This window comes from Collinsella sp. LCP21S3_A9 (genome assembly GCF_052118785.1).
Taxonomy (GTDB): Bacteria; Actinomycetota; Coriobacteriia; order Coriobacteriales; family Coriobacteriaceae; genus Collinsella.
The window spans coordinates 31,733-54,514 of sequence record NZ_JBQKGN010000014.1 but is presented as its reverse complement, the minus strand read 5'-3'; the positions used below and the strand labels follow the sequence as shown (position 1 = coordinate 54,514).

Below are 22,782 nucleotides of genomic sequence, written 5' to 3'. Positions count from 1 at the left end.
TAAGGGCTACCGCACGGGCCGATACTCAAAGCCCATTGTGGCATCCCGAGCCCGCGAAAAGAAGCTGCGCCGCGGGGGAGGCGACCCAAATGGCTTTCTCATATCGTCTTGCCTGCCCGGGCTCATCCGGGGCGGCAATAACGCGAACCCCACAACAGCGAGGAGTCACCATGAAGACATTGCTCAACGAGTTCAAGGAATTCATCAATCGCGGCAACGTGATGGACATGGCCGTCGGCGTGATTATCGGCGGCGCATTCACCGCCATCGTGACCTCACTTACCGATAACATCATCAACCCGCTTATCTCCGTGATTGCCGGCGGTAGCGCTACCGAGATCTCGGGGCTGGTGGTGCCGGGCACTAATATCGACTTTGGCGCCTTTATCGGCTCGTGCATCAATTTTTTGATTGTGGCGGCAATCGTCTTTGCCATCGTCAAGGCATTCAACAAGGCGCAGGAGATCGGCGACAGGCTCGCCGGTGCCACCGCCGAGGAAGCCGCACCGGCGCCCGTCTGTCCGTATTGCCTGGAAGAGGTGCACGAAGGCGCGACCAAGTGTTGCCACTGCGGAAGCGAGCTGCCCCGAGCGTAGGTGCCTTAGAGCCGACAGCGAGCGACATCTACCACCTTGCAAAACAGCGCAGCGATCAAAAATGGCCCCACCCGGGGCCATTTTCGCTTACATGGAGCGTAGATACGCGCCCCCGCTCTTATGCCTCGCGCAGCCAGTCAAACGCAACACGCGGCGTGCCGTCCGACACATACACGACGCCGGCACGCTCAAACCCCGCTTTAATACTCGCGCCCTGCATGGGCAGGTTGTCCCGATGCGTATCGATACGCAGATGGTCGGCACGCTCTTTGGCAAAGGCGAACATCGCAGCCGCGATACCGTGCACGGTGCCGTCGGACGCCACACGGTGCAGCACGGCGTACGGAGTGTCGCTACGCCATTGCCCGTCCTCAATTACGTCATAGCACTCGTCCGGGCCCGGTAAAAAGGCAAACGTCGCCACCACGCGGCCGTCGACTTCGAACACATAGCTACCACCGGCGGCGATATCGGCAGCCAGCTGCTCGGCAGAAGGCGTGCCCTCGGGCCACTGCGTGGCGTTGCCATGCGCGCGCATAAAGGCACGGGCCGCGTCATAGATAGCCATGACGGCGGGAATGTCGGTATCGAGGGTTTTTCTGATCATCACGCGGCGACCTCACGTTTATTGGTATCACTTTGATTGAGCAATGATACCAGCGTTTGAAGAGGGGCGAGAAGCAGATGGGAAGCAAAAAGCGAGCCGCCTGGTCAAAGGCCAAAAGCGAGTTTTTGGGCGCTGCCACCGGTGGCGCTATGAGCGACCTGTTTGCGCGCGAGGACGAGCGCCGCGACGCCCTGAACGCCGAGCGCGATGAAGCCTGGCGCTACAAGTCGTGCGAGCGCAAAAACCGTTACGGCACACGCGCCGAGGCCGAGGCCGTTATGGCCGACTGCGAAAGCAGCGGGCGGCGTGGTTTGGCCTGCTACAAATGCGAATACTGCGGCGGCTGGCACCTGACGTCGCACCCTTGGAAATAGACCCCGCATCGGCACGACACTGACCGAGCGCCAACCATCGCACGCAAGCTACGGGCGCGGCGGCACCAAAACATCGTAACGAACGGCCTTGCCCGCAAGTTGATAGCTCGGCTTAACGCCAGCAAGCAGCGGCCCCTTCACCGGCCGCTTGATAACGACCTTGCGCGGGCGCACCGCAAGCGCAGCTTCGACCAGCGTCTCCTCATCGGCACACGGCTGTTCCAGATGATGCAAGAGTTGAAACTTCTTTTTAACCGCCGCGCTCTTTGTGCGCTCGGGAAACATGGGGTCCAGATACACCACGTCGGGAGCGGTGAGCTCGCCCTGCCCGATCAACTCAGTTATATGGTGAAGGCCGGCAATGCTGTCCTCGCCCGCATGTAAGCGCATGCGGGCCACGGCAGTCGCAAGCGCCGGATTATCTGCCGCGCGATCCAAGGCATCCTTGAGGAGCGCCGCGATCACGCAATCCTGCTCATACAGATCGACGGTAAAGCCCGCAGCCGCCAGCAGCAGCGAATCCTCGCCAAAGCCTGCCGTGGCATCAATCGCCCATGGGCACTCGACGCCTTTTGCGCGCGCAGCCTTTACCAACAGCTCTTGCTGCAGACGGCCCTGTTTGAGCCGTGGCAGCATGCGGACAAAATCGGCACGCAACTCCATCGTGCCGTCGGTGAGCGTGAGGCCCGCGGACTTCCCGATCAGCTCAAGCCCCGCGGCCCGAGCAACAGAAAAGGGATCGACGACGCCCATGGGTACTCCTTAACAAGCAAAATGAATACGTGAGCGCCGTTTATGCCAGCACCCAACCGTCCGCTATTGTCCCACATGCGACATGGCCCACAGCATCCCAATGCAAAGCACCGCCATCAATCCCGTGCACACGGCAGCGATCACAGAATCGCCCATGCGCCTTCCCAACGACCGCGGCTCATGCACTCGCCCCGCTCCGTACATCATGGCTCCTCCTTAAGAACAGCTCCTTGTTACGGTCTCATCATCGCAGCGCCGCACATGAGCTGCCATCGATTTGGCTTACGTCCAGCTTTCCTTTTTGAAAGGTCGAATTGGGCTGCGCGGGCTCAAAGCGCTTTCAGGCGCACGCATCGCTGCGTTGAACTACAATGTGCTTCACCATATGTGCAGCACATGGGCTACGCCAGATCGGCGTACTCATATCGAAAGGACCAGCCATGAGCTCCGCTCGCAAGACTCTCAAAATCCTTGCCCTCGTCTACTTTGTTTTGGGCATCGCCAGCCTCGTCATCGCCGGCATCGGTATCGCCAGGGGCAGCCTCGATTCCACGTACGGGTCGAACGCCATGCTCGCCGCGGTCGTGCTTGTCGTCAAGGGCATTGTCGATCTTTCCGCAGGTGTTGCGGGCATCAAGGGCGCCAACAAGCCCTCGCAGGTGGATAGCGCGTTTAAGCTCGGCATCGTTGCCTCAATCGCCACGATTGCGCAGGCCGTGCTCACGCTTCCCGCACTCGGCGGCAGCGCCGTCAATATCGGCGCCTTTGTCATCGTGGTCTACGACCTGTTCTTTGTTCAGCAGGCGCACGCCGTTAAGGCCGAGAACAAGGACCGCCTGTAGGCACTCGCTTCTCATAACCCCTGCAGCCAAGCAACTAACATGGGCCGATCGCGCAGTAACGCGGTCGGTCCTTTACATTTGCCCAGATAAAACCTGCCAAAATAAACCTGTCCCTTTTTGGCAGGTTGGTTAGCTGTGGCGGTACTCGGCAATGATGAAGTCGATGTCGGTTTTAAGGGTGTCCAGGTTTGCCAGGCGCTCTTTGTCGGTAGGGCGTGTGCGGTAGTAGTACGGCGTCATCTGGAACACCGCCTCGATGTCGGCCTGGGTCTGGAGCGTAATATTCGCGGACACCCGCTGTGTGCCGACCAGTTTAAGCTCCATCGTCTTCGGAAGCTTTTCGTCGTTGAGGTACGGCGTGTCGTAGAGCACCTCCTTGAGCCCAAGGAGATGACGGGCACCCGGCACCACGGTGTAGAGCGAGCCCTCCGGCGCCAACACGCGGGCAAACTCGCGCTCGTTAAAGGGAGCAAAGAGCTCGGTCACCATATCGAAGGCGCCATCGGCCACTGGGATGTCTTTCATGTTGGCCACAAAATAGGTCGCATCGCCGCGCTTGGCGGCCAGGCGTACCATTTCTTTGCCCAGGTCAAAGCCATAAGCGTCCACGCCCGGCACCGCGCCCATGGCGCTGGTGTAGTAACCCTCGCCGCAGCAAATATCGAGCAGCGTCATGGGACCGCCTGTAGACGCAGCACGCCCAGAAACCCGTTTGCGCACCAGCTCGACCATTGCATCGCGCAGCGGCGCATAGTAGCCACGGTTCAAAAAGTCACGACGGCTGCGTGCCTGCGACTTGGGATCGCCCATGGAGTCGCCGCTCTTGGACGAACGTAGCAGATATAGATAACCCTCGCGCGCACGGTCAAACCGGTGTCCGCCCGCGCATGCGGCACCGCGCTCGTCGTCCACCAACGGCTCATGGCAAACGGGACACAACAACATGGCAACTCCTTAGCGCGAACAACACAACGTACCCCATTGTCGCACGCCTTCCCCACCTAGTCATTGGGGACGTTCTTGAATGACTAGTCGTTTAAGAACGCCCCCAATGACTAGGTGATTAGGAGTATCATCGTCTACGCAAATAAGCACGAAATAGCACGTTAGAAATTGAGAGCGTATGGCTGATACCGCATCTAAGCACATCGACATGACCACCGGCTCACTGTGGCGCAATATCCCCCTGTTCGCCTTGCCCGTGGCCGCCACGAGCATCTTGGAGCAGCTGTCAAACCTCATCGCCACGGTCATTATCGGTAACTTCTCGGGCGACCAGGGAACCCTCGCCATGGCGGCAGTCGGCTCCAATGTTCCGCTTACCAGCCTTATGCTCAACCTGTTTATTGGCATGTCGCTTGGCTCCAACGTGGTCATCGCCAACGCTATCGGCCGCAACGATCAGAATATGGTCAAACGCGCCGTCCATACCTCGATTTTAATGGCGCTCGTGGGCTTTGTCGTCATCGCTCTGGGCGAGATCTTTGCCGAGTCCATGCTCGCCGCACTCAACGTTCCCGCCGAGACCATGCCGCTCGCTTCGCTCTATCTACGCGTCTTTTTGCTCAGCATGCCCTCAATCTTGCTCTACAACTTTGAGGCCGCGATCTTCCGCTCCGTCGGCATCACCCGCATGCCGCTGCAAGCGCTTGCCGTGTCCACCGTCCTCAACATTGGCCTGGACCTCATCTTTGTCCCCGTACTCCACTGGGGCGTAGCGGGTGTCGCCATCGCCACCGCCATCGCCTACACCGTCAGCGCCGCTACACTCTTTATCCGCCTGCTCAAGACCGACTCCGTCGTCCGCGTCACCCCGCGCGACCTTGCTATCGACCCCATCGCCCTCAAGCGCATCGTCAAGATCGGCCTGCCCGCCGGCATCCAAAGCGCCGTCTTTGCCGTCGCCAACATCATCATCCAGTTCGCCATCAACAGCCTGGGCACCGAGGTCATGGCCGCCTCGAGCGCCGCCATGAGCCTGGAGTACGTGTGCTACAACCTGCTCAACAGCTTTAGCCAGGCTTGCACCACCTTTGTGGGGCAAAACCACGGTGCCCGCCAGATCGACCGCTGCACCAAGACCCTTAAGGTCTGCCTGGTCGAAGGCGGTATCGTCGCGCTCACCACGATTATTGTTATTGTCGGCCTGGGGCGCGAGATCTTGTCGTTGTTCAACAGCGATCCCAACATCGTCTCGATCGGCTATATCCGCGTGTGCTCGATCTTCCCTGCGTACGCCTTTAGCATGTTCTACGAGAACATGTCCGGCTACCTGCGCGGCTTTGGTATCTCGCTCATACCCGCCCTTATCACCATGATCTGCGTCTGCGGCATCCGCTTCTATTGGGTATTCTGCGTGTTCCCGCACTTCCGCACCTTTGCGAACATCATGATGGTCTACCCCATCAGCCTGGGCACCACGGCGTTCTTTATGGTCGTGGCGGTACTACTCTGCCACCCGACACGCACCTATCGCGCCACCCAAGCCAAAGCGACAGCCTGCTAAACACCGCACTCAACGCCACGCCAGTCATTAATTGACAATATGCGAGCTCATATAGTCGATAAAGCGCCTCGTGGCGATAGGCATGGTGTCCCAGCTGCGCCAGGCTGCCACTACGTCGCGCGAGGGGGCGTGCACGATGGGACGTACGCGAATATCGGCCCGCATGCCCTCCACAGTACGACGGTAGAGCATACTCACGCCTAGACCCTCCTCCACCATCGCCATGATGGTGTAGTCGTCGGTCACCTCGCTCGTCACGTGCGGCGACAGGCCATGCGCCGCGAATGCATCGAGCACCAGGCTCTGTTCGCCCTCATCCAGCAGCACAAACGGCTCGGAAGCCAGGTCGGCGAGCGTCACTTTTTCCTTTGCCGCCAGCGGATGCGCGACAGGCAACAGTGCCACCAACTCGTCGTGATAGACCACGCGCTTCTCGAGCCCTGCGGTAAACCCACGTGCCGTAAAGCAAAAATCCACTACGCCGTCGTGCACCCATTGGGCGTTGCGCGTGTAGTCGCCCTGCTTGAGGGTAAAGCGTACGCCCGGGTGCAGCGCCCCAAAGTCGCGGATCACGCGCGGTAACACGGTTCGGCTCACGTTGGTAAACGTCGCGATGCGAATATCGGACGACGAAAGCCCCAGCAGCTCCTGGCGCTTGCCCTCGAGCTCAGCCTCGGCAGTCACAATCTGGCGCAGATACGGCAGATATTGTTTACCGTCGCGCGTAAGTGAAACGCCCTGCTTACCGCGCTCGATAAGCGTGGTACCCAGCTCGCGCTCGAGTGCCTTGACGGCCTGGCTCACCGCACTTTGCGTATAGCCCAGCTCGTCCGCCGCGCCCTTAAGGCTGCCGCAATCGACCACCATACAAACAATCTGATACCGCGACGCCATCGTGCCTCCACAACAATGCAGCCGTAAAACGTTTTGCCAGTGCTTTTCCTAATGACATTAGCATTTCTTAATCATACTGAAGATACATTCGCTTTACTACATCCAAATCTGGGAGCAGAATCCTTTTTACGAAACCGTTCTGCAACAAAAGGAGTCCCATGGATCGCAAAAAAGCAATCGCGCTCTCATTTTCCGTTCCCGTCGCATGGGGCTTTTCGTATCCCCTCATGAAGATCGGCATGGACAGCATGAACGCCACGAGTATCGTCGCGCTACGCTGTATCATCGCTTTTGTGGCCTGCCTGCTGCTCTTCCACAAGCGCGCGTTGCGCATTAACCGCGACCTTATGGTCCGTGCCGCCATCATCGGCGCCATCATGGCAACCGAGCTCACCTGCATGTGCCTGGGCTCCAGCCTCACCTCTGCCTCCACTGCCGGCTTTTTGCAGAGCCTGACGGTCGTGATCGTGCCGTTTGCCAACGCCGCCCTGCTGCACCGCGCCCCCGAGCGCAAAGTGCTCGTCGGCACCGCCATCGTCACCTGCGGTATGTTGCTGCTCTCGGGCGCCGACTTCACCAGCCTGAACCCGGGCGCGCTCATCATGCTGCTCTCCGCCTTTGTCTATGCCGGCCACATTATCGTGGCCAAGCGCTTTGTCGAAGAAGTCGATCCGCTTGCTCTGGGCGTTTGGCAGCTGGGCTTTGGCGGCTTATTCTCGGGCATCGCCGCATTCACCTTTGGCGGTTTCACACTCCCCGGCACGCCGGGCGAGGTCGTGGTCGTCGTCGCACTCGCACTCATCTGCTCTGCCTACGGCTTTATCACCCAGACGCTCGTGCAGCCCCACGTGCCCGCCGAGACCACCGGCTTTGCCTTCTCGCTCGAGCCAGTCTGCTCCGCCGTCTTTTCGTTCTTCCTAGTCGGCGAGGTCCTGAGCCCCATCGCCTTCCTGGGTGCAGCTCTCATCCTCACCGGCGTCATGGCGGCAACCGTCGAGCTTCCGCACCTCCGCGCACATGGACGCGCTCATATGGCAGGAGTGCCCGAACGCGCCTCGTAGACCCCGCTCTTCATGCAGCCGCGGCATAAAGGCAACCGGTGCGCCTTTACAATAGATGCCAACATAGCATTTGCCATAAAGGAGCTCCATGAACACCGCAACTCGCGACCGCAACATAGCAACTTGGTTGGACGATGCGCCGCAGCCGGTACGTGACACTACGAACCAGCTGCTCGAGCGCATCGCCCTTTTGCGTGCCGAGCAGACCATCTACCCGGCACAAGACGACATCCTCAATGCCCTCGCCTACACGCCGGCCGACCAGGTCAAAGTTGTCATCTTGGGCCAAGATCCTTATCACGGGCCCAACCAGGCCATGGGGTTATCGTTCTCGGTCCCCGCGACGCAAACCAAGTTGCCGCCAAGCCTGCGCAACATCTATAAGGAACTCAAAGCCGATCTGAGTTGTCCCATTCCCGCCACGGGAGATCTGACGCCATGGGCACAACAGGGCGTCCTGCTCCTCAACACTACGCTCACCGTGCGCGAGCATGCCGCGAACTCACACGCCAAGCTGGGCTGGAGTACGCTCACCGACTACGTTGTCGAACGCTGCTGCCAGCTACCCCAACCGGTAGTCTTTTTGGCATGGGGCCGCTTTGCCCAGCAGATGGTTGAGGGCAAGCTCGCCGCGATCGACGCGGGCAAAACAACCGGCAAGTTCTGCCTTGCCTCCACGCACCCCTCGCCGCTTTCGGCCAACCGTGCCACGGCAGAACTCCCCGCTTTTATGGGGTCGCGACCCTTCTCGGCAGCCAATCGGCTACTCGAACAGCACGGCTCGACCCCCGTCAACTGGACTTGTCTCGGCTAAAATCGATACATCAAAAACGCGCCCGACGGCTTTCCATCGGGCGCGTTTCCTATTCGGGCCAAATAAATTGTGTGCGGCCGGCCTCGCCACCATCAATGAGCAGGCTCTGCCCGGTCATAAACCGGTTGGTCACGCCCACAAAGTAGATCCACTCGGCGATCTCTTGGGCGGTTGCCCAGCGTTTAAGCGGCGTAAGCTCCATAATCTGGTTCCACAGGTGTTCGTCTTCCATCACGCAACGATTGAGCGGCGTGATAACGCCACCCGGGTCCACACTGTTGGCGATGGCCTGCGGTGCCAGGCGGTTTGCAAGGTTCTTGGTGTAGGCGATAACGCCGCCCTTGCTGGCAGCATAGGCGGGAAACTCCGATCCCGTATGCCCGCTCGCCGACCCCACATTGACCACGGATTTGATAGCGGGCGCCGGCTTGGCAGCAAGCCCCTCCCCCACAAAGGCGTAGCGCTCGGTCACGTTGATGGTGCCACACAGGTTGGCGGCGATATCGTCGACCGAATCCTGCGTACCCGCAACGTTCACGATCACTTGGGGTTCAAGGTCGCCTGGAAACGAGCCCGGCTCGCGGACATCAACAATCAGATGGCGGTAGCGCTCGTGTTCGATCACCGCCGGCAGCAGATCAAAGCCCACGACCTCGTGGCCCTCGTCCAAAAAGCGCCGCACGCACGCGGCTCCGATACCGCCCGAAGCGCCCGTAATCAAAACCCGCATACTTGCTCCTTAGGCGGTTGCGTGACGCTCAAGGTACTCGGCGCCCACATTCTCACGCTCCCAGCCGCGCACGACCTTGTAGCCCACGGGGCTCAGGAAGACCTCGCACAGCAGCTCGGCGACAGCGCCGGTCAGCGAGCACATAAGGACCTGCACCCAGGTCCAACCAAAGAACGTGTGACTCACTACAATGGCAAAGACCAGGTTGTCGATAAACTGGCCAACACCCGTGGACACATAGGAGCGGAAGGCGAAGCTCGCAAAGTTATTCTTTTTGAGCATACGGCCGAGCGACTGGTTGAGCGTGGAGTTAACCACGGCAGAAACGAACATTGCCAGCGAAGAGCCCAGCACCACGTACCAGGTGCCGCCGATGGTGGCGTTAAGGGCGGTGTTGACCTCGATCATGCCCGTATCGTAGTAGGCGCCCCACATGCCGGGCGTGAGCGAGCATGCCCAAAAGCACAGGCTCACGGCAAGGTTGACCGCCAGTGCGAGGATAGAGATTTTGATGGATGCCTTGGCGCCAAAGCGCTTGCAGATCATGTCCTGGCACAAAAACGAGACCCAGCTCACCACAAAGCCGCAATCGAGTGCCAGATACGGCAGGCTGATGAGCTCTTTGTTGGCCAGCAGGTTCATCATGATAACGCTCACGAAAAACAGCGAAACCGTTGCCGCGGGAATGCTCCGCAACAGGACCTTGTAGTCCTCCATGACCTTCTTGATCATTATGTACTCCTTTGGTTTTAGGTTTAACGAGCAGGATATCGGACCCGAACTGCTCGGACGCCCCGGTCTTGAGGCGACGGTGGGCATGATAGCCGCTCATGCGGCATCAGGCAAGCAGGCAGCGCGGCAGCCCCGCAGGGCCACCGCGCCGATGCGTTAAAAGACTACGTTGCCAAACTCCGACAGGATAAGGTCGGGATTGTGGTCGGTTGCCCAATCCACGTTCCACGGGCTCGTAAATAGCAACAGCTTGCCACCGCGCATGTCCTCGACGCGCAGCGTGTCGCGCGTGAGCGAAAGGCCCGGGATATCGATGGTGTCGGGGTCGTTCTGGATCCAGCGAATGTCCGTATAGGGCAGCGGCTGGCGACGAACCTCAACACGGTACTCGGCCTTGAGGCGGCGCTCGAGTACCTCAAACTGTAGCACGCCGACCACGCCCACGATGACGCTCTCCATGCCGGCACCCAACTCGCGGAAGATCTGGATGGCGCCCTCCTGGGCAAGCTCCTCCATGCCCTTGACGAACTGCTTGCGCTTGAGCGTGTCGACCTGCGTAATGCGAGCGAACATCTCGGGGGCAAACGTCGGGATCTGCGGATACTGCACATGGCGCTTGCCGGAGCACACGGTGTCGCCGACGCTAAAGATACCCGGGTCGAACAGGCCCACGATATCGCCCGCGTACGCCTCGTCCACGATGGCGCGGTCGTCGGCCATCATCGACGTGCCCGTGGCAAGCTTGAGCTTGCGGTTGCCCTGCACGTGGAAGGCATCCATGCCGCGCTCGAACTTACCCGAGCAAATGCGCACAAAGGCGATGCGGTCGCGGTGGTTCTTGTCCATGTTGGCCTGGATCTTAAACACAAAGCCGCTAAAGTCGTCGCGGCAGGGATCGACCGGTTCACTGGTAAGCGTATCGGTATAGGCACGCGGCGTCGGGGCCAGACGCAGGAACTCCTTAAGGAAGGGTTCCACGCCAAAGTTGGTAAGCGCCGAGCCAAAGAACGCCGGGCTCAGCTTGCCGCAGGCCACGGCATCCAAGTCGAGCTCGTCGCCGGCGCCATCGAGCAGCTCGATGTCGTCCATCAGGTTCTTATGGTTCTCCTCGCCGATGAGCTCATCCATGGAAGAATCGCCCAGCTCGGCCTCGACCTCGGCGACCTTCTTGGTGGCGTTGGCGTGACCGTCGCCCTCAAAGGCAATGACGCGACGGGTCTGACGATCGAACACGCCGCGGAAATTGCGGCCGCTGCCGATCGGCCAGTTCATGGGATACGTATTGATGCCCAGGACATTCTCGATCTCTTCCATGAGCTCAAACGGATCGCGAGCCTCGTGGTCGAGCTTGTTCACAAAGGTGAAGATGGGAATGTGGCGCAGCGTACAGACCTTAAAGAGCTTCTTGGTCTGGGCCTCGACGCCCTTGGCGCCGTCGATGACCATGACTGCGGCGTCAGCGGCCATAAGGGTACGGTAGGTATCCTCCGAAAAGTCCTGGTGACCGGGGGTATCGAGGATGTTGACGCAGGCGCCGTTGTAAGTGAACTGCAGCACCGAGGAGGTGACGGAAATGCCGCGCTCCTTCTCGATGTCCATCCAGTCCGAGACGGCATGCTTGGCCGAGCTCTTGCCCTTGACCGAGCCGGCGGTCTGGATGCTGCCGGTATAGAGCAGCAGCTTCTCGGTAAGCGTGGTCTTACCGGCATCCGGGTGGCTGATGATCGCGAATGTGCGGCGCGACGAAATTTCATCCGACAGGCTTGCCATGCGGATCCTTTCTTGCATTGAGTGCATTACGTCGTTGTAACCGCACTATTGTAGCCGCGAAATCTCACTCTAGGGCGCCTATCAGGACAAATTCATCAGTTGGGGCCTGTGTAGCAGTCGATGACGGCACTCCGCAGCAGTTTGTCTCGATCTGTAACATCTAGACGGTTTTTGAACCTCTACCTGTTACAGATTTAGACAAACAGGTGGGCGCCCCAGAAAGATCTCGATCTGTAACATCTAGCAGCCAAAAACTTCTCCAGTTGTTACAGATTGAGACAACCAGGTGGGGCCCACCAGCAAAATCTCAATCTGTAACAGGTAGCCGTCCAAATCGGTTCCAGATGTTACAGATTGAGATGAATGAACGAGCGGACAATCCCTATTTACCTCTTGCATAACTGTGCATAGTGTATATATACTGTGCTTACCGGTTATATACACGTGTAGCCCAACAGCTAAGGAGCCGCTGTGGACATCATCCTATCCAATTCGAGCGACAAGCCCATCTACGAGCAGATAACCTCGCAAGTCAAAGCTCAGATCTTATCGGGCACGCTCGCTGCGGGAGCCAAACTCCCCAGCATCCGTGCACTCGCGAGCGACCTGGGTGTGAGCGTCATCACCACCAAGCGCGCCTACGCCGACCTAGAGCAACTCGGGTTTATCTGCACCGTGCAGGGCAAGGGCTGTTTTGTCGCCGAGGGCAACCAGGAGCTCTTGCGCGAAAACCAGCTATGCCATATCGAAGACCTGCTTGCGAAAGCGGCGAGCCAAGCCGAAACCTTGGGCGTCACGCGCGACAAACTGCACGAAATGCTCGACCTGGTAGCCCCCGAAACCATGCAGTAGCCATCTGCAAGAAAGGCTATACCATGCAAAACTTGCTTGAACTCAAAGGCGTCTCACGCGCTGTAAGCGACCGCTTTTCACTACGCGATGTCACGCTCGCCGTGGAGCCCGGCCAGATTGTTGGCTTTGTGGGCGCAAACGGCGCCGGCAAGACAACGACCATTCGCGCCGCGCTCGGGCTTATAAAGCTCGATGCCGGCGAGGTGCACTTGTTTGGGCAGTGCTGTGGCGCCGACGCGCCCGGTGAAGTGCAGCGCTGCTTGCGCACCCGTATCGGCCTCGTGCTGGACACGTGTCCTTTCCCTTCCACACTCAAGGTGACCGAAGTTGAGGCACTCGTAAGCCCGGCGTACCCCACCTGGAGCCACGACACCTTCGCCAGCCTCATCGACCGATTTGGCTTGGATCCCAAGGCGAAGGTCAAGGACCTCTCCCGCGGCATGGGCATGAAGCTGCAGCTTGCCTGTGCGCTCAGTCACAAGGCCAAGCTGCTCGTTTTGGACGAAGCCACCGCGGGTCTTGATCCCATGGCACGCGAGGAGCTGCTCGATGAGCTGCTTGCCTTTGTCGCCGACGGCCAGCGCAGCGTGCTGCTCTCGAGCCACATTACGTCCGACCTCGATCGCGCTGCCGACCGCATCATTTGCATCGATAACGGCTCGATTGTGTTTGACCTGCCGCGCGAGGACATTACCGACCGCGCCGGCATCGCCCACTGTACCCAAGCGCAGGCCGTCGAGCTTATGGCTTGCGTCGAAGGCGCCCGTGCCTCCCACCACGCTTACAGCGTGGACGTGCTCGTGCCCAACCGTCGCGAAACGCTCGAGGCCTTCCCCGAGATTCCCTGCGATCGGGCAACCATTGACGATTATCTACGCCTCACGCTGAAAGGGGCTTCGAAATGAAACGCGCCTTTATGTCCGAGCTCGCCATCGTTCGCACGCTTGTCCCAAGCATAGCGGGCGTCGGCCTGTTCATATTCGTTGTGCTGACCCTCGCCAACACGTCAGGTGGCGACTCCGGCATGAGTGCCGGCGCCTGCGCGCTCAGCGCCATGTCGCCTATCATGGTCATGAGCTCGCTGGCAGGCTTCGACAATCAAAACGGATGGGAGCGTTATCGGGCAACGCTGCCCCTCACGCGCAAAGACATCATCTGCGCACGCTACCTGAGCATCGTTGTCTTCTCGGCCGTCATGACGTGCGCCGCCACGCTTTTGAGTATCGTCGCCATCCCGCTCTTCAACAGCGCGGGCATTCCTTCGACGGGACAGACGGTCTTTGAAATCGCAATCGCCTCGGCAGCATCGATGCTCATCTCCCTCATGATGGTGTTTTTGGCGCAGCCGCTGTTCTTTCGATTTGGACACATGGAGGCGCTGCGCCTATCCGTTGGCCTGTTTGCCCTGCTCGGATGCCTTGCCATGGCCACGCTAAGCTCCTCCAACCCCATCAGCAACTGGCTCATGTCGATTGCCGGGGCGAATCCCGATCCCGCCGTCCTTGGCTGTCTGTGCGCAGGAACTGCAGTACTGGCGCTCGCACTATGTGTAATCAGCTGCGCTGTCAGCACCAAGGTTTATCGAGTACGCGATCTGTAATCGACGGCTAAAAAAGCTTAGGTGGTACCCCGCTTATTTTTTCAATGAAACGAGGCGGCATGGCGTCACCACCGCCCTTCACAGCAGGCCGTCTAGCTCTTGGCAACCAAAAAGACACCGTCAGCATATCGAAGGTGAATACTTTTCCGAGAAGTGAACGAGTAAAAACAGTGCCCTGTAGCATCGACATTTTTAAGGACTCAATTCCTGCGGTTTTTGTCTAAGAATCCTGCAGTTTTGTTCGAAAAAGTGTGCATGTTCCAGGGGTCCAGATTTACTCGTTCACTTCGCGGAAAACCATTCAACTTCGATTCGAGCCTTAACCAAATGCCCTCTCGAACTATGGCCCCTGTCTCACCACAGCGATATCAAAGCTTCATGGCGGGACGGTATCATCGGACTTAAGCTCGTGGGAACCGCTGTCATCACCCTCGGCACGTTTTTAATGATCGAGAAGAAGCAGTTTGCCGGATCCGAGCGGCAGCAAGACCGGACCTGGCTCCCTTACGCCCTCGGCGCCGCCGTGTTCGCGGCGCTCACGTCCATCCTTGCCAAGGTTGGCATCGAAGGCGTCGAGTCCAACCTGGCCACGGCAATCCGTACCTGTGTGGTACTGGTTATGGCATGGGCAATCGTGGCAGCTAAAGGCAAGATGGACCAAGCCGTGCACGTAGACCGCTACGAACTCGTATTTCTCGCGGCATCGGGCATTGCGACTGGCGCATCGTGGCTGCTGTGCTACTACGCCATCGCCACAGGCCAGGTGAGCGTCGTGGTGCAGATCGACAAACTATCGATTGTCGTATCGGTACTATTTGCGCACCTGGCATTCAACGAAAAACTCTCACGGCGCAGCGCCATCGGTCTCGCCTTCATCGTCCTGGGCACCGCCGCGCTCGCGATTTGGAAATAGCGCCGATGCCAAGCGAGATCTAGACGCTCGCAAATCCGTGACAAACGGCATATCCCGGCACGCCCGTGACGTTTTACAATATAAACGTCACGGGCCTCGGCTCAGTCTCGATCATCCAAGGGGATGTCTTTTTGGTCATTGTTCTTTAGGGAACGGTCAATCGCATAGAACCACGAAAACGGCCGTCCAACGGCCGTGGTTTGTTGCGCCGTTCCGCCTCCGTCATCTGCCATTTTTGCACCTGATAGGAAAGAACAATGCAAACCCAGGAATCTCAATCCTTCCCAAAAGCAACTAGCTTCGGCGCGACACTCGTACGCTCTAAGATTATGGGCCCTAATCCCCTCAAGCTCTGCGAAGAGCTGCTTCGCGATGTGCATATCCCCTGCGGCGTCCGCGTCTGCGACCTTGGATCGGGCACCGGTATCACCAGCGCCCTACTCGCCCGCGAATACGGGTTTGACACCTACGCCGTCGATCTGTGGAGCGACCCCGTCGAAAACCGTGCGTTCTTCGATTCGCTCGGTATCTCGCGCGACACGATTCACCCTGTTAAGGCAGACGCCTCGCAGGGGCTGCCGTTTGAGCACGACTATTTTGATGCGGTCGTAAGTATCGACTCGTACAACTACTACGGCCGTGACCCACACTATCTGGGTGAGCGCCTACTCCCCTACGTAAAGCAAGGCGGGATGCTCTACTTAAGCATCCCCGGCATGGTTCGCGACTGCCACGACAACCTGCCCGTTTGCCTGCTCAAATCCTGGACACCCGAGCAGCTCGACTATATGCACGACATAGCCTGGTGGCGCGCCATGATCGAGCCGACCCCTGGCGTCGAGATTGTCTCGATGCAGCCTATGCTCTGCACGGACGAAGCATGGAAAGACTGGCTCGCCTGCGACAACGAGTACGCAGCAGGCGACCGCGCTGCCGTTGAAGCCGGTGCGCTCGAATACCTCAACACCATCGCCATTGTGCTGAGGAAGCTCTAAACATTAGCCGCGCGAGGCCGTAAACAAATGGCCTCGCGCGGCTTCTTCAAAACGAGTTCTGAACAAACGCAAAGCGCAATATGCTACTTGCGCAGCGGCTTGGGCAGCGGAATGCCGGCGGCGATGGCTGCGGCGATGATCATGCAGACGATGCCCTTGAGCGGGAAGCACATGAGCAGCAGGCCCACAACCATGACAGGCTGGCGCATGACGGCGCCCATCGTCGATGCCGTGCAGACGGCGACGCAAAAGACCGGATCGGCGCCGGTGAGGATGGCAAGGCCATAGCCCAGGCTTACGCCCGAGAAGATAACCGGGAAGAAGTGACCGCCACGCCAGCCCATATTGATGAGGGCGGGGGTCAGCATAGCCTTGACAAGACCGGTCGCGATAAGCACGCCGGCGGGAATGGTCAGATAGGTTTCCATGAGCACATCGGCCTGGGTCTCGCCGGCAAACATGGTGTAGGGCAGGAGCGTGCCACAGATGGCGAGCGCCAGGCCGGCCAGCATGGCTTTGACGACAGGACGCTCCCCTATTGCATGGGACAGCGCCTCGCTTGCATGCTCGGAGACAAAGTACAGCCAACCGCAAACGGTGCCGAGCAACGCCAGCGGAATGAGCCAGGCAAGCTCCAGGTTGCCCACCTCGGCGGACTCGAACCTGGGCATGCCCATGCCGCCGCCCACGAGCTGGCCAAGCAACAGGTAAGTGCCCAGACCGCCGGCAATCGCAATGCCGTAGACCACGGTCTTTTGCGCCTTGGGCAGCTTGATGGTGATCTCGTCGGACGCGGACTCATCGTCGGCATCTTCGCCCTGGCCGTCGGCGCTACCGGCGAGCGGCGCCACAAAGCCAAAGACAGGCGCGGTAAAGAGCGCCGTCAGGGCAGCCTGGGTACCTAGCAGCGTGAGCTCCCTAAACTCGGCGCCAAAGCGACGCATGCGGTCGCCGACCCAGCTGCACAGGCCCGCGATAACGCCGGTCAGGCCGGCCTCCGGTCCAATACTTCCGCCAAACAGCAGCGGCAGCAATGCCGCAAGCGAAAGCTTGCCCAGATTGTCGTACGGGTAGCGCCCATCTTGCTTGACCTTAGCCATCACCTGATTGAGGTTATCGGTCTTGGTGTCTGTCATCTTTTCGTACAGACCGATTAACAGGCCGCCCAGCAGGCAGACAAAAAACGGGTACGGCAGAAAGCCAAACGGGCCGCTGGTGAGCTCGGGCGAAGCGACGCCCAGTGCGTGCGGAATCTCGGTCCATAGATAGTCGATGCCGTGCTCCATCACAAAAAAGAACAGCCAGACCGCGGCACCTGCGAACGCACCGGTCACGGCAACACTAACTAAAAACAGCGCGCGGTTTGTGGGTTTAGCGAGCTTATCCATCGGGTCCTCCCGCGGTCAAAGTCGACATAGATACGTTTTATTGTAGAGCGAGTGTGGCCCAGACGAGCCAACCGTCTGCGCTGCAAACGGAGCCACCGGGGGCCACAGCGGGACAGGCTCAAGGCTTATCCGTTGATAATTGATGCGATTTCGTACAGATCCTCGGCAAAGTAAATGCCTTGCTGGCGCCGTGGGCTTGATAAACCCTTATCAATCATGTGTCCGAGCAGCGCCTTGAGGTCGTTGTAGTAACCGTCCAGGTTATACAGGATGCACGGAGCACTCAGGTGCCCCAACGACACCGCGGACATAACCTCGGCAATCTCCTCGAGCGTGCCCGTCCCACCGGGAAAGGCAATGAACGCATCGCCGAGCTCGATCATCTTTGCCTTACGCTCCGCCATATCGCTCGTCACGATGAGGTCGTCGATACCGTCATGCTGAAACCCGGCCTCGATAAAAAAGCTCGGCTCCACACCCGTCACGTGCCCGCCGGCATTAAGCACGCTATCGGCGAGCGCGCCCATCAGGCCCGATTTGGATCCGCCGTACACGAGCGCGTGCCCGTTGGCGCCAATCCAGTTGCCCAGCTCCTGCACCGCAGGCAGAAACGCCGGGTCATTGCCGATACTGGCACCCAGATACACGGTGATATTCAAATTCAGTCCCCCTCATGGTGACGCGCGGCGCCCGTTTTAGCGCTGGCGCCGGCGATATTCGCGCACGCGGCGCGACAGATCGGCAAGCTCGTCACGATCGAGCTCTTCCAAATGCTCAAGATCGTCCATAAAGCGCGCCATAGTGTCCTTTTGATGCATCTTGATGAGCATATTGCAGTAGCTCACCGCCACGCCCGTGAGCATGGCAATGTAAAAAATGCTGATAACGCTCAGGACGACCGTGATGACACGGGCGACCGGCGTTTCGGCCGGAATGTCGCCAAAGCCGATCGTCGATACGGTTTCAAAGCTAAACCAAAGGCCATCGCCAAACGTAAGAGTTGTTGGCTCAGAGAGCCAAACAGCCATTGAACACAGAAGATAAAAGACGAGAAAAAGGCCCGTGATGCGCACGAAACCGGCTTGACGCAACACATCGGCCAGCGTCCTCAGCTTTTTCATCGAGACCCCCTTTTTCAGGACAAGCAAACGCTTTTGGTCGGTATTGTCCCACGCCTCCCCCGCAAACGGAACCAGCCATCGAGAATGCCCCTAGACGACGAGTTGTGAGGGACAATCCTTCCACAACAAAAAGTGCGTTTCAATCTGCGACAAATAGGATGTTCCCGTCGGCCTCGCAGCCTGAACTAGTATCTTGATATAGACATACCACCCACCGCCGTGCACGCAACACGCGGAAAGAAAGGAAACCCACGATGTTTAGACCTCTTCGTAGAAAGAAGCGTGCTATCACCGATCAAGAGGCACGAGAGCTACTTGTTAATTGCAAACGCGGCATTTTTGCCGTCAACGGAGACGACGGCTATCCTTACGCCATTCCCGTTAACTACTACTTTGACCCCGAGCACGACAAAATATACTTTCATGGAGCCAAGGCGGGGCATAAGGTCGATGCACTCAAACGCAGCGACAAAGTCTGCTTTACCGTCTATGGCAACGATTGGTACAAAGACGACGACTGGGCACCCTATGTTCAGAGCACTGTGGTTTTTGGCCGTTGCCGCCTCGTGAACGATGACCCGGCGTTTGTCGAAGACAAAGTCCGACAGTTTGCCCTCAAGTACTATCCTTCTGCCGAAGAGGTCGAAGAGGAGATCAAGCAAAGTATCAGGGGCGTCCAGCTGTATGAAATTACGGTTGAACACCTTTGCGGCAAGCAAATTCAAGAAAAGTAGCAAACGTGGAAAACGCGCTCGCAACCCTCTGCGCCCTATGCGCCCACGCACGTTGACGACACGGGCGCAATCCGCAGTACCCGAATCGTGCGACCCCTATACCCCAAAAACGTAGCGGTCTAGGCGGTCGCACGCTTCCCTTACGCGCGAAAGCGGCAGTGCCAGATTCACACGAATGTGGTAGGGGCCATGGAACGGACGTCCATCCTGATACCCCACGCCCACGCGTGCCCCCTCGTCGAGCAACCACTGAATATCACGGCCATGCTCGCGGCACCACTCGGTGCAGTCCAGAAACACCATGTACGTGCCCTGCGGACGCGAATAGGACACGCCCTCAAAATGCTCGTCCACGTAATCGCAGAAGTACTCGATATTGTCGGCAAGCACCTGGTTGAGTTCGTCCACCCACTCGTAGCCCTGCGGTTGGTAGGCACCGATAAGCGCATGCATCGAAAGGACATTCATCTCGTTGTAATGGGTCTTGTTAGACACAGCGCACATGCGGTCGCGCAGCGTCTCGTTGTAGACAATGTGGTAGCTGCCGACCAGACCCGCCAGGTTAAACGTCTTGCTCGGCGCATAGAGGGCAACCGTGCGCATGCGGGCATCCTCGCTCACCGACTGCGTCGGGATGTGCTTGTGTCCCGGCAGAATGATATCGGACCAAATCTCGTCCGAGATCACCACGCAATCGTGCTTGCGATAAATGTCCATGGCGCGCTCGACCTCGTCGCGCTCCCATACGCGGCCGCAGGGATTGTGCGGCGAGCAGAACACTGCGGCATGGATGTGGTTTTGGGCGAGTTTGCGCTCCATGTCCTCAAAGTCCATGCGCCACACGCTCTGGTCGTCGAGCTGAAGCGGGCTGTGGACAATGCGATAGCCCGCGGCCTCGATGGACTTGGTGAAGCCGATGTAGGTGGGGCTGTGGACCAACACCGCATCGCCCGGCTGGACATACGCGCGCAGCGTCGACACGACACCGCCCAGCACGCCGTTTTCGTAACCGATATGCTCAGGCGCCAGGCCCTCGACGCCATTACGGCGGCTCTGCCATTCGATGATGCGGTCGAAGTACTCGGAACGCGGATTGAAGTAACCAAACATGGGGTGCTGGGCGCGCTGAATGATGTGCTCCTGGACTGTAGGCACCGTGGCGAAGTTCATGTCCGCCACCCACATGGGAATGCGGTCGAAGCCCTCGTCGGGTGCGTTCGGAGCCATACCGGGAATCTCACCCCAAGAGTCAACGGCGATGGAGTCCATGCCGTGGCGGTCGATGATTGAAGTGAAGTCGTATTTCATGCTGAGCCCCCGTGCAGAGCGGAATGATTCGGTAGGCGTTATTGTCCACCAGCGTAGGCGATTTTGGCATGGGGTTTGGCGCTTAATTTGACGGGTGAGGACGAATGGCTGGTTAGTCTCGCGCGTCGTTGATGGCGGTTACCGTCAACCTGGCCCCGTCAACCGTAAACGATATGTCGAGTCCGGCGTAAGCCAAGTGGTAAACGCGGTTTGGCTCGTGCTTGCTGCCCGCGCGGCGCGGATCTTGGCGAAGAACCTCGACCAGGCCGGGGAGCTTTGCGGGCGGGACCATGTCTTGAAGCGCTTGCGGGAACTCAACATCGAGCTCTTGCCACGGAGCACCCTCAATCCAGCCGCCGGTCGCACCCGGGTGGCAGTCCGCAAACGGGATGTAGGGCTTAATGTCGTAGATGGGCGTGCCGTCACGCAGGTCGGCCCCCAGTACATGGATGATGGGGCCGTCGTCGGTGCGCTCAACGCGGCTGAGCTTGACGCAGGTAAGACCGATGGGATTGGGGCGAAACGGACTCCGCGTGGCAAACACGCCCACGCGTTCGGCTCCGCCCAGACGCGGCGGGCGCACAGTCTTCGACCACTTGACGTTGGTGCCGGACCTGTCCTGCATCTTGGCATCGGCAGCTATATCCTTAGCCGCGCCGCCGGGCGTTCCGTTTTCGAAGCGCCACAGCAGCCATAGGTGAGAGAAGGAGTCCAGACCCTCAACTGCTGCGTTGAAGGCAAATTCCGGCTCAAAGACGATGCGTCCCTGCAGGTGGGGCGCCAAAAAGCTGTTGCGCGGAATGCCGAACTTCTGCGGCAGGTCGGTATGTATGTGTGCGATAGGTTCCATGCCGGTCATTGTACGGCATGGAGGTGTGGGGTGCAGCGCGCAATTCTTCGCCGCGGTCTCCCTTCGTGCAACCAACGGTTGCTTGGAAGGAAGCTGGCCGCCGCGTATGCTTAAGCCATCAACCAGCAGAAAGGAGTCGCTATGGCCTTTGCAGAAAAGCTCATTGCCATTCGCCGCGCCCATCACCTTACCCAAGAGCAGCTCGCCGCCAAGCTCTTCGTCACACGCCAAGCCGTCAGCCGTTGGGAACGCGGCGAAGTCACCCCGGGCATCGACATGATGAAGCTCATTGCCGCCGTAACCGGAGAACCGCTGTCCCACCTGCTCGAAATGCCCGAGCACTATTGCCAGAGCTGCGGCATGATACTCACACCCGACGACTGCGGCACCGATGCTGTGGGCGCCACGACCGACCATTACTGCAAGTGGTGCTACGACCACGGCCAGTACACCTACGACACCACCATGGAGGCGATGATCGAGGATTGTGCCCCGCGGCTGGCGCAAAACACCGGCATGTCGCTCGACGAAGCCGTCTCGCTCATGGGCGCCGTCCTGCCGCAACTGGAGCGCTGGCGCTCCGTGCAGGAAAACGAGGAGCGCTACGGTGCCGAGGCGCGGGCGCGCTATGGCGACGAGGCGATCGACGCAGCAAACGAAGCACTGCTGGACATGGACCCCGAGACATGGAACGACATGAAGGAACTTGAACGCGCTATTCTGGGTCAGCTTTCGATTGCCATGGGCGACGGCGATGCGGATGGAAGCGAGGCCCGCAAACTTGTCGCGATGCACCGTCGATGGATTGGCCTTAACTGGGGGCACAAGCCCCAAGACGAAGCATACCTGGGCCTCGCCCACGGCTATCTTGCTGACCAGCGCTTTATCGACTACTACGACAAGCCCTGCGGCACCGGAGCCACGGCGTTTCTGGTACAGGCCATCGAGTCGTCGTCAGCTCATGCATAGACCGCGGCGGCTTTGGGTATTTCAATCAAAACCTCAACCGATTGGAGACCTATGGCTACTAAACATGAGCTCACGCTGTACGTTATGACCGGCTGCCCGTATTGCATGAAGGTCAAGCGCTTTTTGGCGGATAACAGCGTGACCGTTCCCGAGCGCAATATCTCGACCGATACCGAAGCCGAGCAGACGCTCATCGCCGTCGGCGGAAAACGCCAGGTTCCCTGTCTGTTCATCGACGGCAAACCGCTCTACGAATCGAGCGACATCATCGCATGGGTACAGGAGAACCTGCTCTAGCGTGCGAGTACTCATTGGGGACGTTCTTAAATGAGTGGGTAGGGCTTCGGTTTCTCAAATATATAGAACATATGTT

At 59.0% G+C, this 22,782-nt stretch carries 26 protein-coding genes; 14 read left to right on the top strand and 12 right to left on the bottom strand.

What is annotated here, in order from left to right:
• Positions 1-170 precede the first annotated feature (170 nt).
• The gene (mscL, locus tag ACTQ05_RS06920) at positions 171-596 is read left to right on the top strand and encodes a large conductance mechanosensitive channel protein MscL (RefSeq protein WP_154517006.1); all 426 of its coding nucleotides are present in this window, start codon (positions 171-173) and stop codon (positions 594-596) included.
• Positions 597-714: 118 nt separating this feature from the next.
• Here the strand turns inward: mscL and ACTQ05_RS06915 are convergent, their stop codons facing one another.
• Positions 715-1,203 carry an N-acetyltransferase gene (locus ACTQ05_RS06915; RefSeq protein ID WP_154517003.1) on the bottom strand — a complete coding sequence of 163 codons (489 nt, stop codon included), beginning with the start codon at positions 1,201-1,203 and terminating at the stop codon, positions 715-717.
• Positions 1,204-1,280: 77 nt separating this feature from the next.
• Between ACTQ05_RS06915 and ACTQ05_RS06910 the strand changes: the two genes are divergently transcribed.
• Entirely contained in the window at positions 1,281-1,577 is a 297-nt protein-coding gene (locus ACTQ05_RS06910) for a hypothetical protein (RefSeq protein ID WP_441063986.1), read from the top strand.
• A 48-nt stretch (positions 1,578-1,625) separates the two neighbouring features.
• Here ACTQ05_RS06910 and ACTQ05_RS06905 read toward each other — a convergent pair whose 3' ends face one another.
• Entirely contained in the window at positions 1,626-2,330 is a 705-nt protein-coding gene (locus ACTQ05_RS06905; RefSeq protein ID WP_427794261.1) for a class I SAM-dependent methyltransferase, read from the bottom strand.
• Between the two features lie 440 nt (positions 2,331-2,770).
• Here ACTQ05_RS06905 and ACTQ05_RS06900 point away from each other — a divergent pair, with 440 nt between their 5' ends.
• Positions 2,771-3,172: a hypothetical protein gene (locus ACTQ05_RS06900; RefSeq protein WP_441063990.1), complete on the top strand. Its 402-nt coding sequence runs from the start codon at positions 2,771-2,773 to the stop codon at positions 3,170-3,172.
• Positions 3,173-3,301: 129 nt separating this feature from the next.
• On the opposite strand, the gene ACTQ05_RS06895 is transcribed toward ACTQ05_RS06900, so the two are convergent.
• Positions 3,302-4,117 carry a putative RNA methyltransferase gene (locus ACTQ05_RS06895; protein WP_441063992.1) on the bottom strand — a complete coding sequence of 272 codons (816 nt, stop codon included), beginning with the start codon at positions 4,115-4,117 and terminating at the stop codon, positions 3,302-3,304.
• A 178-nt stretch (positions 4,118-4,295) separates the two neighbouring features.
• Here ACTQ05_RS06895 and ACTQ05_RS06890 point away from each other — a divergent pair, with 178 nt between their 5' ends.
• Positions 4,296-5,678, top strand: a complete 1,383-nt coding sequence (locus ACTQ05_RS06890; protein WP_441063994.1) for an MATE family efflux transporter — start codon at positions 4,296-4,298, stop codon at positions 5,676-5,678.
• Between the two features lie 27 nt (positions 5,679-5,705).
• Here ACTQ05_RS06890 and ACTQ05_RS06885 read toward each other — a convergent pair whose 3' ends face one another.
• Entirely contained in the window at positions 5,706-6,572 is an 867-nt protein-coding gene (locus ACTQ05_RS06885; protein WP_441063995.1) for a LysR family transcriptional regulator, read from the bottom strand.
• Positions 6,573-6,730: 158 nt separating this feature from the next.
• On the opposite strand from ACTQ05_RS06885, the gene ACTQ05_RS06880 reads away from it, so the two are divergent.
• Positions 6,731-7,633, top strand: a complete 903-nt coding sequence (locus ACTQ05_RS06880) for a DMT family transporter (protein WP_441063997.1) — start codon at positions 6,731-6,733, stop codon at positions 7,631-7,633.
• Positions 7,634-7,721: 88 nt separating this feature from the next.
• The gene (locus ACTQ05_RS06875; RefSeq protein ID WP_441538539.1) at positions 7,722-8,447 is read left to right on the top strand and encodes a uracil-DNA glycosylase; all 726 of its coding nucleotides are present in this window, start codon (positions 7,722-7,724) and stop codon (positions 8,445-8,447) included.
• 49 nt (positions 8,448-8,496) lie between these two features.
• Here the strand turns inward: ACTQ05_RS06875 and ACTQ05_RS06870 are convergent, their stop codons facing one another.
• The 3 genes from ACTQ05_RS06870 to ACTQ05_RS06860 form a co-directional block, all read right to left on the bottom strand.
• Complete coding sequence (locus ACTQ05_RS06870; protein WP_427747520.1) at positions 8,497-9,177, bottom strand: SDR family NAD(P)-dependent oxidoreductase; 681 nt, start codon at positions 9,175-9,177, stop codon at positions 8,497-8,499.
• A 9-nt stretch (positions 9,178-9,186) separates the two neighbouring features.
• On the bottom strand, positions 9,187-9,909 hold the full coding sequence (locus ACTQ05_RS06865) for a VUT family protein (protein ID WP_427728338.1): 723 nt from the start codon (positions 9,907-9,909) through the stop codon (positions 9,187-9,189).
• A 156-nt stretch (positions 9,910-10,065) separates the two neighbouring features.
• Positions 10,066-11,679 (bottom strand): peptide chain release factor 3, encoded by a 1,614-nt coding sequence (locus tag ACTQ05_RS06860; RefSeq protein WP_427719358.1) that lies wholly within the window; start codon positions 11,677-11,679, stop codon positions 10,066-10,068.
• Between the two features lie 471 nt (positions 11,680-12,150).
• On the opposite strand from ACTQ05_RS06860, the gene ACTQ05_RS06855 reads away from it, so the two are divergent.
• The 5 genes from ACTQ05_RS06855 to ACTQ05_RS06835 all read left to right on the top strand — a co-directional run bounded on the left by ACTQ05_RS06855 (position 12,151) and on the right by ACTQ05_RS06835 (position 16,039).
• The gene (locus ACTQ05_RS06855) at positions 12,151-12,531 is read left to right on the top strand and encodes a GntR family transcriptional regulator (protein ID WP_441538537.1); all 381 of its coding nucleotides are present in this window, start codon (positions 12,151-12,153) and stop codon (positions 12,529-12,531) included.
• A 23-nt stretch (positions 12,532-12,554) separates the two neighbouring features.
• Positions 12,555-13,436 (top strand): ABC transporter ATP-binding protein, encoded by an 882-nt coding sequence (locus ACTQ05_RS06850; protein WP_441538535.1) that lies wholly within the window; start codon positions 12,555-12,557, stop codon positions 13,434-13,436.
• Positions 13,433-14,131 carry an ABC-2 transporter permease gene (locus ACTQ05_RS06845; RefSeq protein WP_441538533.1) on the top strand — a complete coding sequence of 233 codons (699 nt, stop codon included), beginning with the start codon at positions 13,433-13,435 and terminating at the stop codon, positions 14,129-14,131. The genes ACTQ05_RS06850 and ACTQ05_RS06845 overlap by 4 nt, the downstream gene beginning before the upstream one ends.
• A 409-nt stretch (positions 14,132-14,540) precedes the next feature.
• The gene (locus ACTQ05_RS06840; RefSeq protein WP_441538531.1) at positions 14,541-15,044 is read left to right on the top strand and encodes an EamA family transporter; all 504 of its coding nucleotides are present in this window, start codon (positions 14,541-14,543) and stop codon (positions 15,042-15,044) included.
• Between the two features lie 257 nt (positions 15,045-15,301).
• Positions 15,302-16,039 (top strand): SAM-dependent methyltransferase, encoded by a 738-nt coding sequence (locus tag ACTQ05_RS06835; protein ID WP_427747524.1) that lies wholly within the window; start codon positions 15,302-15,304, stop codon positions 16,037-16,039.
• 83 nt (positions 16,040-16,122) lie between these two features.
• Here ACTQ05_RS06835 and ACTQ05_RS06830 read toward each other — a convergent pair whose 3' ends face one another.
• The 3 genes from ACTQ05_RS06830 to ACTQ05_RS06820 form a co-directional block, all read right to left on the bottom strand.
• Complete coding sequence (locus tag ACTQ05_RS06830) at positions 16,123-17,427, bottom strand: chloride channel protein (RefSeq protein WP_441538529.1); 1,305 nt, start codon at positions 17,425-17,427, stop codon at positions 16,123-16,125.
• Positions 17,428-17,552: 125 nt separating this feature from the next.
• Positions 17,553-18,086 carry a TIGR00730 family Rossman fold protein gene (locus tag ACTQ05_RS06825; protein WP_441538527.1) on the bottom strand — a complete coding sequence of 178 codons (534 nt, stop codon included), beginning with the start codon at positions 18,084-18,086 and terminating at the stop codon, positions 17,553-17,555.
• 36 nt (positions 18,087-18,122) lie between these two features.
• A complete protein-coding gene (locus tag ACTQ05_RS06820; RefSeq protein ID WP_154516963.1) occupies positions 18,123-18,548 on the bottom strand; it encodes a potassium channel family protein in 426 nt (141 codons plus the stop codon).
• 254 nt (positions 18,549-18,802) lie between these two features.
• On the opposite strand from ACTQ05_RS06820, the gene ACTQ05_RS06815 reads away from it, so the two are divergent.
• A complete protein-coding gene (locus ACTQ05_RS06815; RefSeq protein WP_154516961.1) occupies positions 18,803-19,282 on the top strand; it encodes a pyridoxamine 5'-phosphate oxidase family protein in 480 nt (159 codons plus the stop codon).
• Positions 19,283-19,378: 96 nt separating this feature from the next.
• Here ACTQ05_RS06815 and ACTQ05_RS06810 read toward each other — a convergent pair whose 3' ends face one another.
• Both ACTQ05_RS06810 and ACTQ05_RS06805 read right to left on the bottom strand, forming a co-directional pair.
• A complete protein-coding gene (locus ACTQ05_RS06810) occupies positions 19,379-20,590 on the bottom strand; it encodes a MalY/PatB family protein (RefSeq protein ID WP_441538525.1) in 1,212 nt (403 codons plus the stop codon).
• A gap of 112 nt (positions 20,591-20,702) precedes the next feature.
• Positions 20,703-21,440 carry a TrmO family methyltransferase domain-containing protein gene (locus ACTQ05_RS06805; protein ID WP_441538523.1) on the bottom strand — a complete coding sequence of 246 codons (738 nt, stop codon included), beginning with the start codon at positions 21,438-21,440 and terminating at the stop codon, positions 20,703-20,705.
• Between the two features lie 141 nt (positions 21,441-21,581).
• Here ACTQ05_RS06805 and ACTQ05_RS06800 point away from each other — a divergent pair, with 141 nt between their 5' ends.
• Positions 21,582-22,409: a TipAS antibiotic-recognition domain-containing protein gene (locus ACTQ05_RS06800; RefSeq protein WP_427794277.1), complete on the top strand. Its 828-nt coding sequence runs from the start codon at positions 21,582-21,584 to the stop codon at positions 22,407-22,409.
• 51 nt (positions 22,410-22,460) lie between these two features.
• Positions 22,461-22,706 carry a glutaredoxin family protein gene (locus ACTQ05_RS06795; RefSeq protein WP_441538521.1) on the top strand — a complete coding sequence of 82 codons (246 nt, stop codon included), beginning with the start codon at positions 22,461-22,463 and terminating at the stop codon, positions 22,704-22,706.
• Positions 22,707-22,782 lie beyond the last annotated feature (76 nt).

Coding starts and splice junctions, on each gene's coding strand:
- mscL (WP_154517006.1), top strand. CDS start 171: ATGAAGACATTGCTCAACGAGTTCAAGGAATTCATCAATCGCGGCAAC.
- ACTQ05_RS06915 (WP_154517003.1), bottom strand. CDS start 1,203: ATGATCAGAAAAACCCTCGATACCGACATTCCCGCCGTCATGGCTATC.
- ACTQ05_RS06910 (WP_441063986.1), top strand. CDS start 1,281: ATGGGAAGCAAAAAGCGAGCCGCCTGGTCAAAGGCCAAAAGCGAGTTT.
- ACTQ05_RS06905 (WP_427794261.1), bottom strand. CDS start 2,330: ATGGGCGTCGTCGATCCCTTTTCTGTTGCTCGGGCCGCGGGGCTTGAG.
- ACTQ05_RS06900 (WP_441063990.1), top strand. CDS start 2,771: ATGAGCTCCGCTCGCAAGACTCTCAAAATCCTTGCCCTCGTCTACTTT.
- ACTQ05_RS06895 (WP_441063992.1), bottom strand. CDS start 4,117: ATGTTGTTGTGTCCCGTTTGCCATGAGCCGTTGGTGGACGACGAGCGC.
- ACTQ05_RS06890 (WP_441063994.1), top strand. CDS start 4,296: ATGGCTGATACCGCATCTAAGCACATCGACATGACCACCGGCTCACTG.
- ACTQ05_RS06885 (WP_441063995.1), bottom strand. CDS start 6,572: ATGGCGTCGCGGTATCAGATTGTTTGTATGGTGGTCGATTGCGGCAGC.
- ACTQ05_RS06880 (WP_441063997.1), top strand. CDS start 6,731: ATGGATCGCAAAAAAGCAATCGCGCTCTCATTTTCCGTTCCCGTCGCA.
- ACTQ05_RS06875 (WP_441538539.1), top strand. CDS start 7,722: ATGAACACCGCAACTCGCGACCGCAACATAGCAACTTGGTTGGACGAT.
- ACTQ05_RS06870 (WP_427747520.1), bottom strand. CDS start 9,177: ATGCGGGTTTTGATTACGGGCGCTTCGGGCGGTATCGGAGCCGCGTGC.
- ACTQ05_RS06865 (WP_427728338.1), bottom strand. CDS start 9,909: ATGATCAAGAAGGTCATGGAGGACTACAAGGTCCTGTTGCGGAGCATT.
- ACTQ05_RS06860 (WP_427719358.1), bottom strand. CDS start 11,679: ATGGCAAGCCTGTCGGATGAAATTTCGTCGCGCCGCACATTCGCGATC.
- ACTQ05_RS06850 (WP_441538535.1), top strand. CDS start 12,555: ATGCAAAACTTGCTTGAACTCAAAGGCGTCTCACGCGCTGTAAGCGAC.
- ACTQ05_RS06845 (WP_441538533.1), top strand. CDS start 13,433: ATGAAACGCGCCTTTATGTCCGAGCTCGCCATCGTTCGCACGCTTGTC.
- ACTQ05_RS06835 (WP_427747524.1), top strand. CDS start 15,302: ATGCAAACCCAGGAATCTCAATCCTTCCCAAAAGCAACTAGCTTCGGC.
- ACTQ05_RS06830 (WP_441538529.1), bottom strand. CDS start 17,427: ATGGATAAGCTCGCTAAACCCACAAACCGCGCGCTGTTTTTAGTTAGT.
- ACTQ05_RS06820 (WP_154516963.1), bottom strand. CDS start 18,548: ATGAAAAAGCTGAGGACGCTGGCCGATGTGTTGCGTCAAGCCGGTTTC.
- ACTQ05_RS06815 (WP_154516961.1), top strand. CDS start 18,803: ATGTTTAGACCTCTTCGTAGAAAGAAGCGTGCTATCACCGATCAAGAG.
- ACTQ05_RS06810 (WP_441538525.1), bottom strand. CDS start 20,590: ATGAAATACGACTTCACTTCAATCATCGACCGCCACGGCATGGACTCC.
- ACTQ05_RS06805 (WP_441538523.1), bottom strand. CDS start 21,440: ATGGAACCTATCGCACACATACATACCGACCTGCCGCAGAAGTTCGGC.
- ACTQ05_RS06800 (WP_427794277.1), top strand. CDS start 21,582: ATGGCCTTTGCAGAAAAGCTCATTGCCATTCGCCGCGCCCATCACCTT.
- ACTQ05_RS06795 (WP_441538521.1), top strand. CDS start 22,461: ATGGCTACTAAACATGAGCTCACGCTGTACGTTATGACCGGCTGCCCG.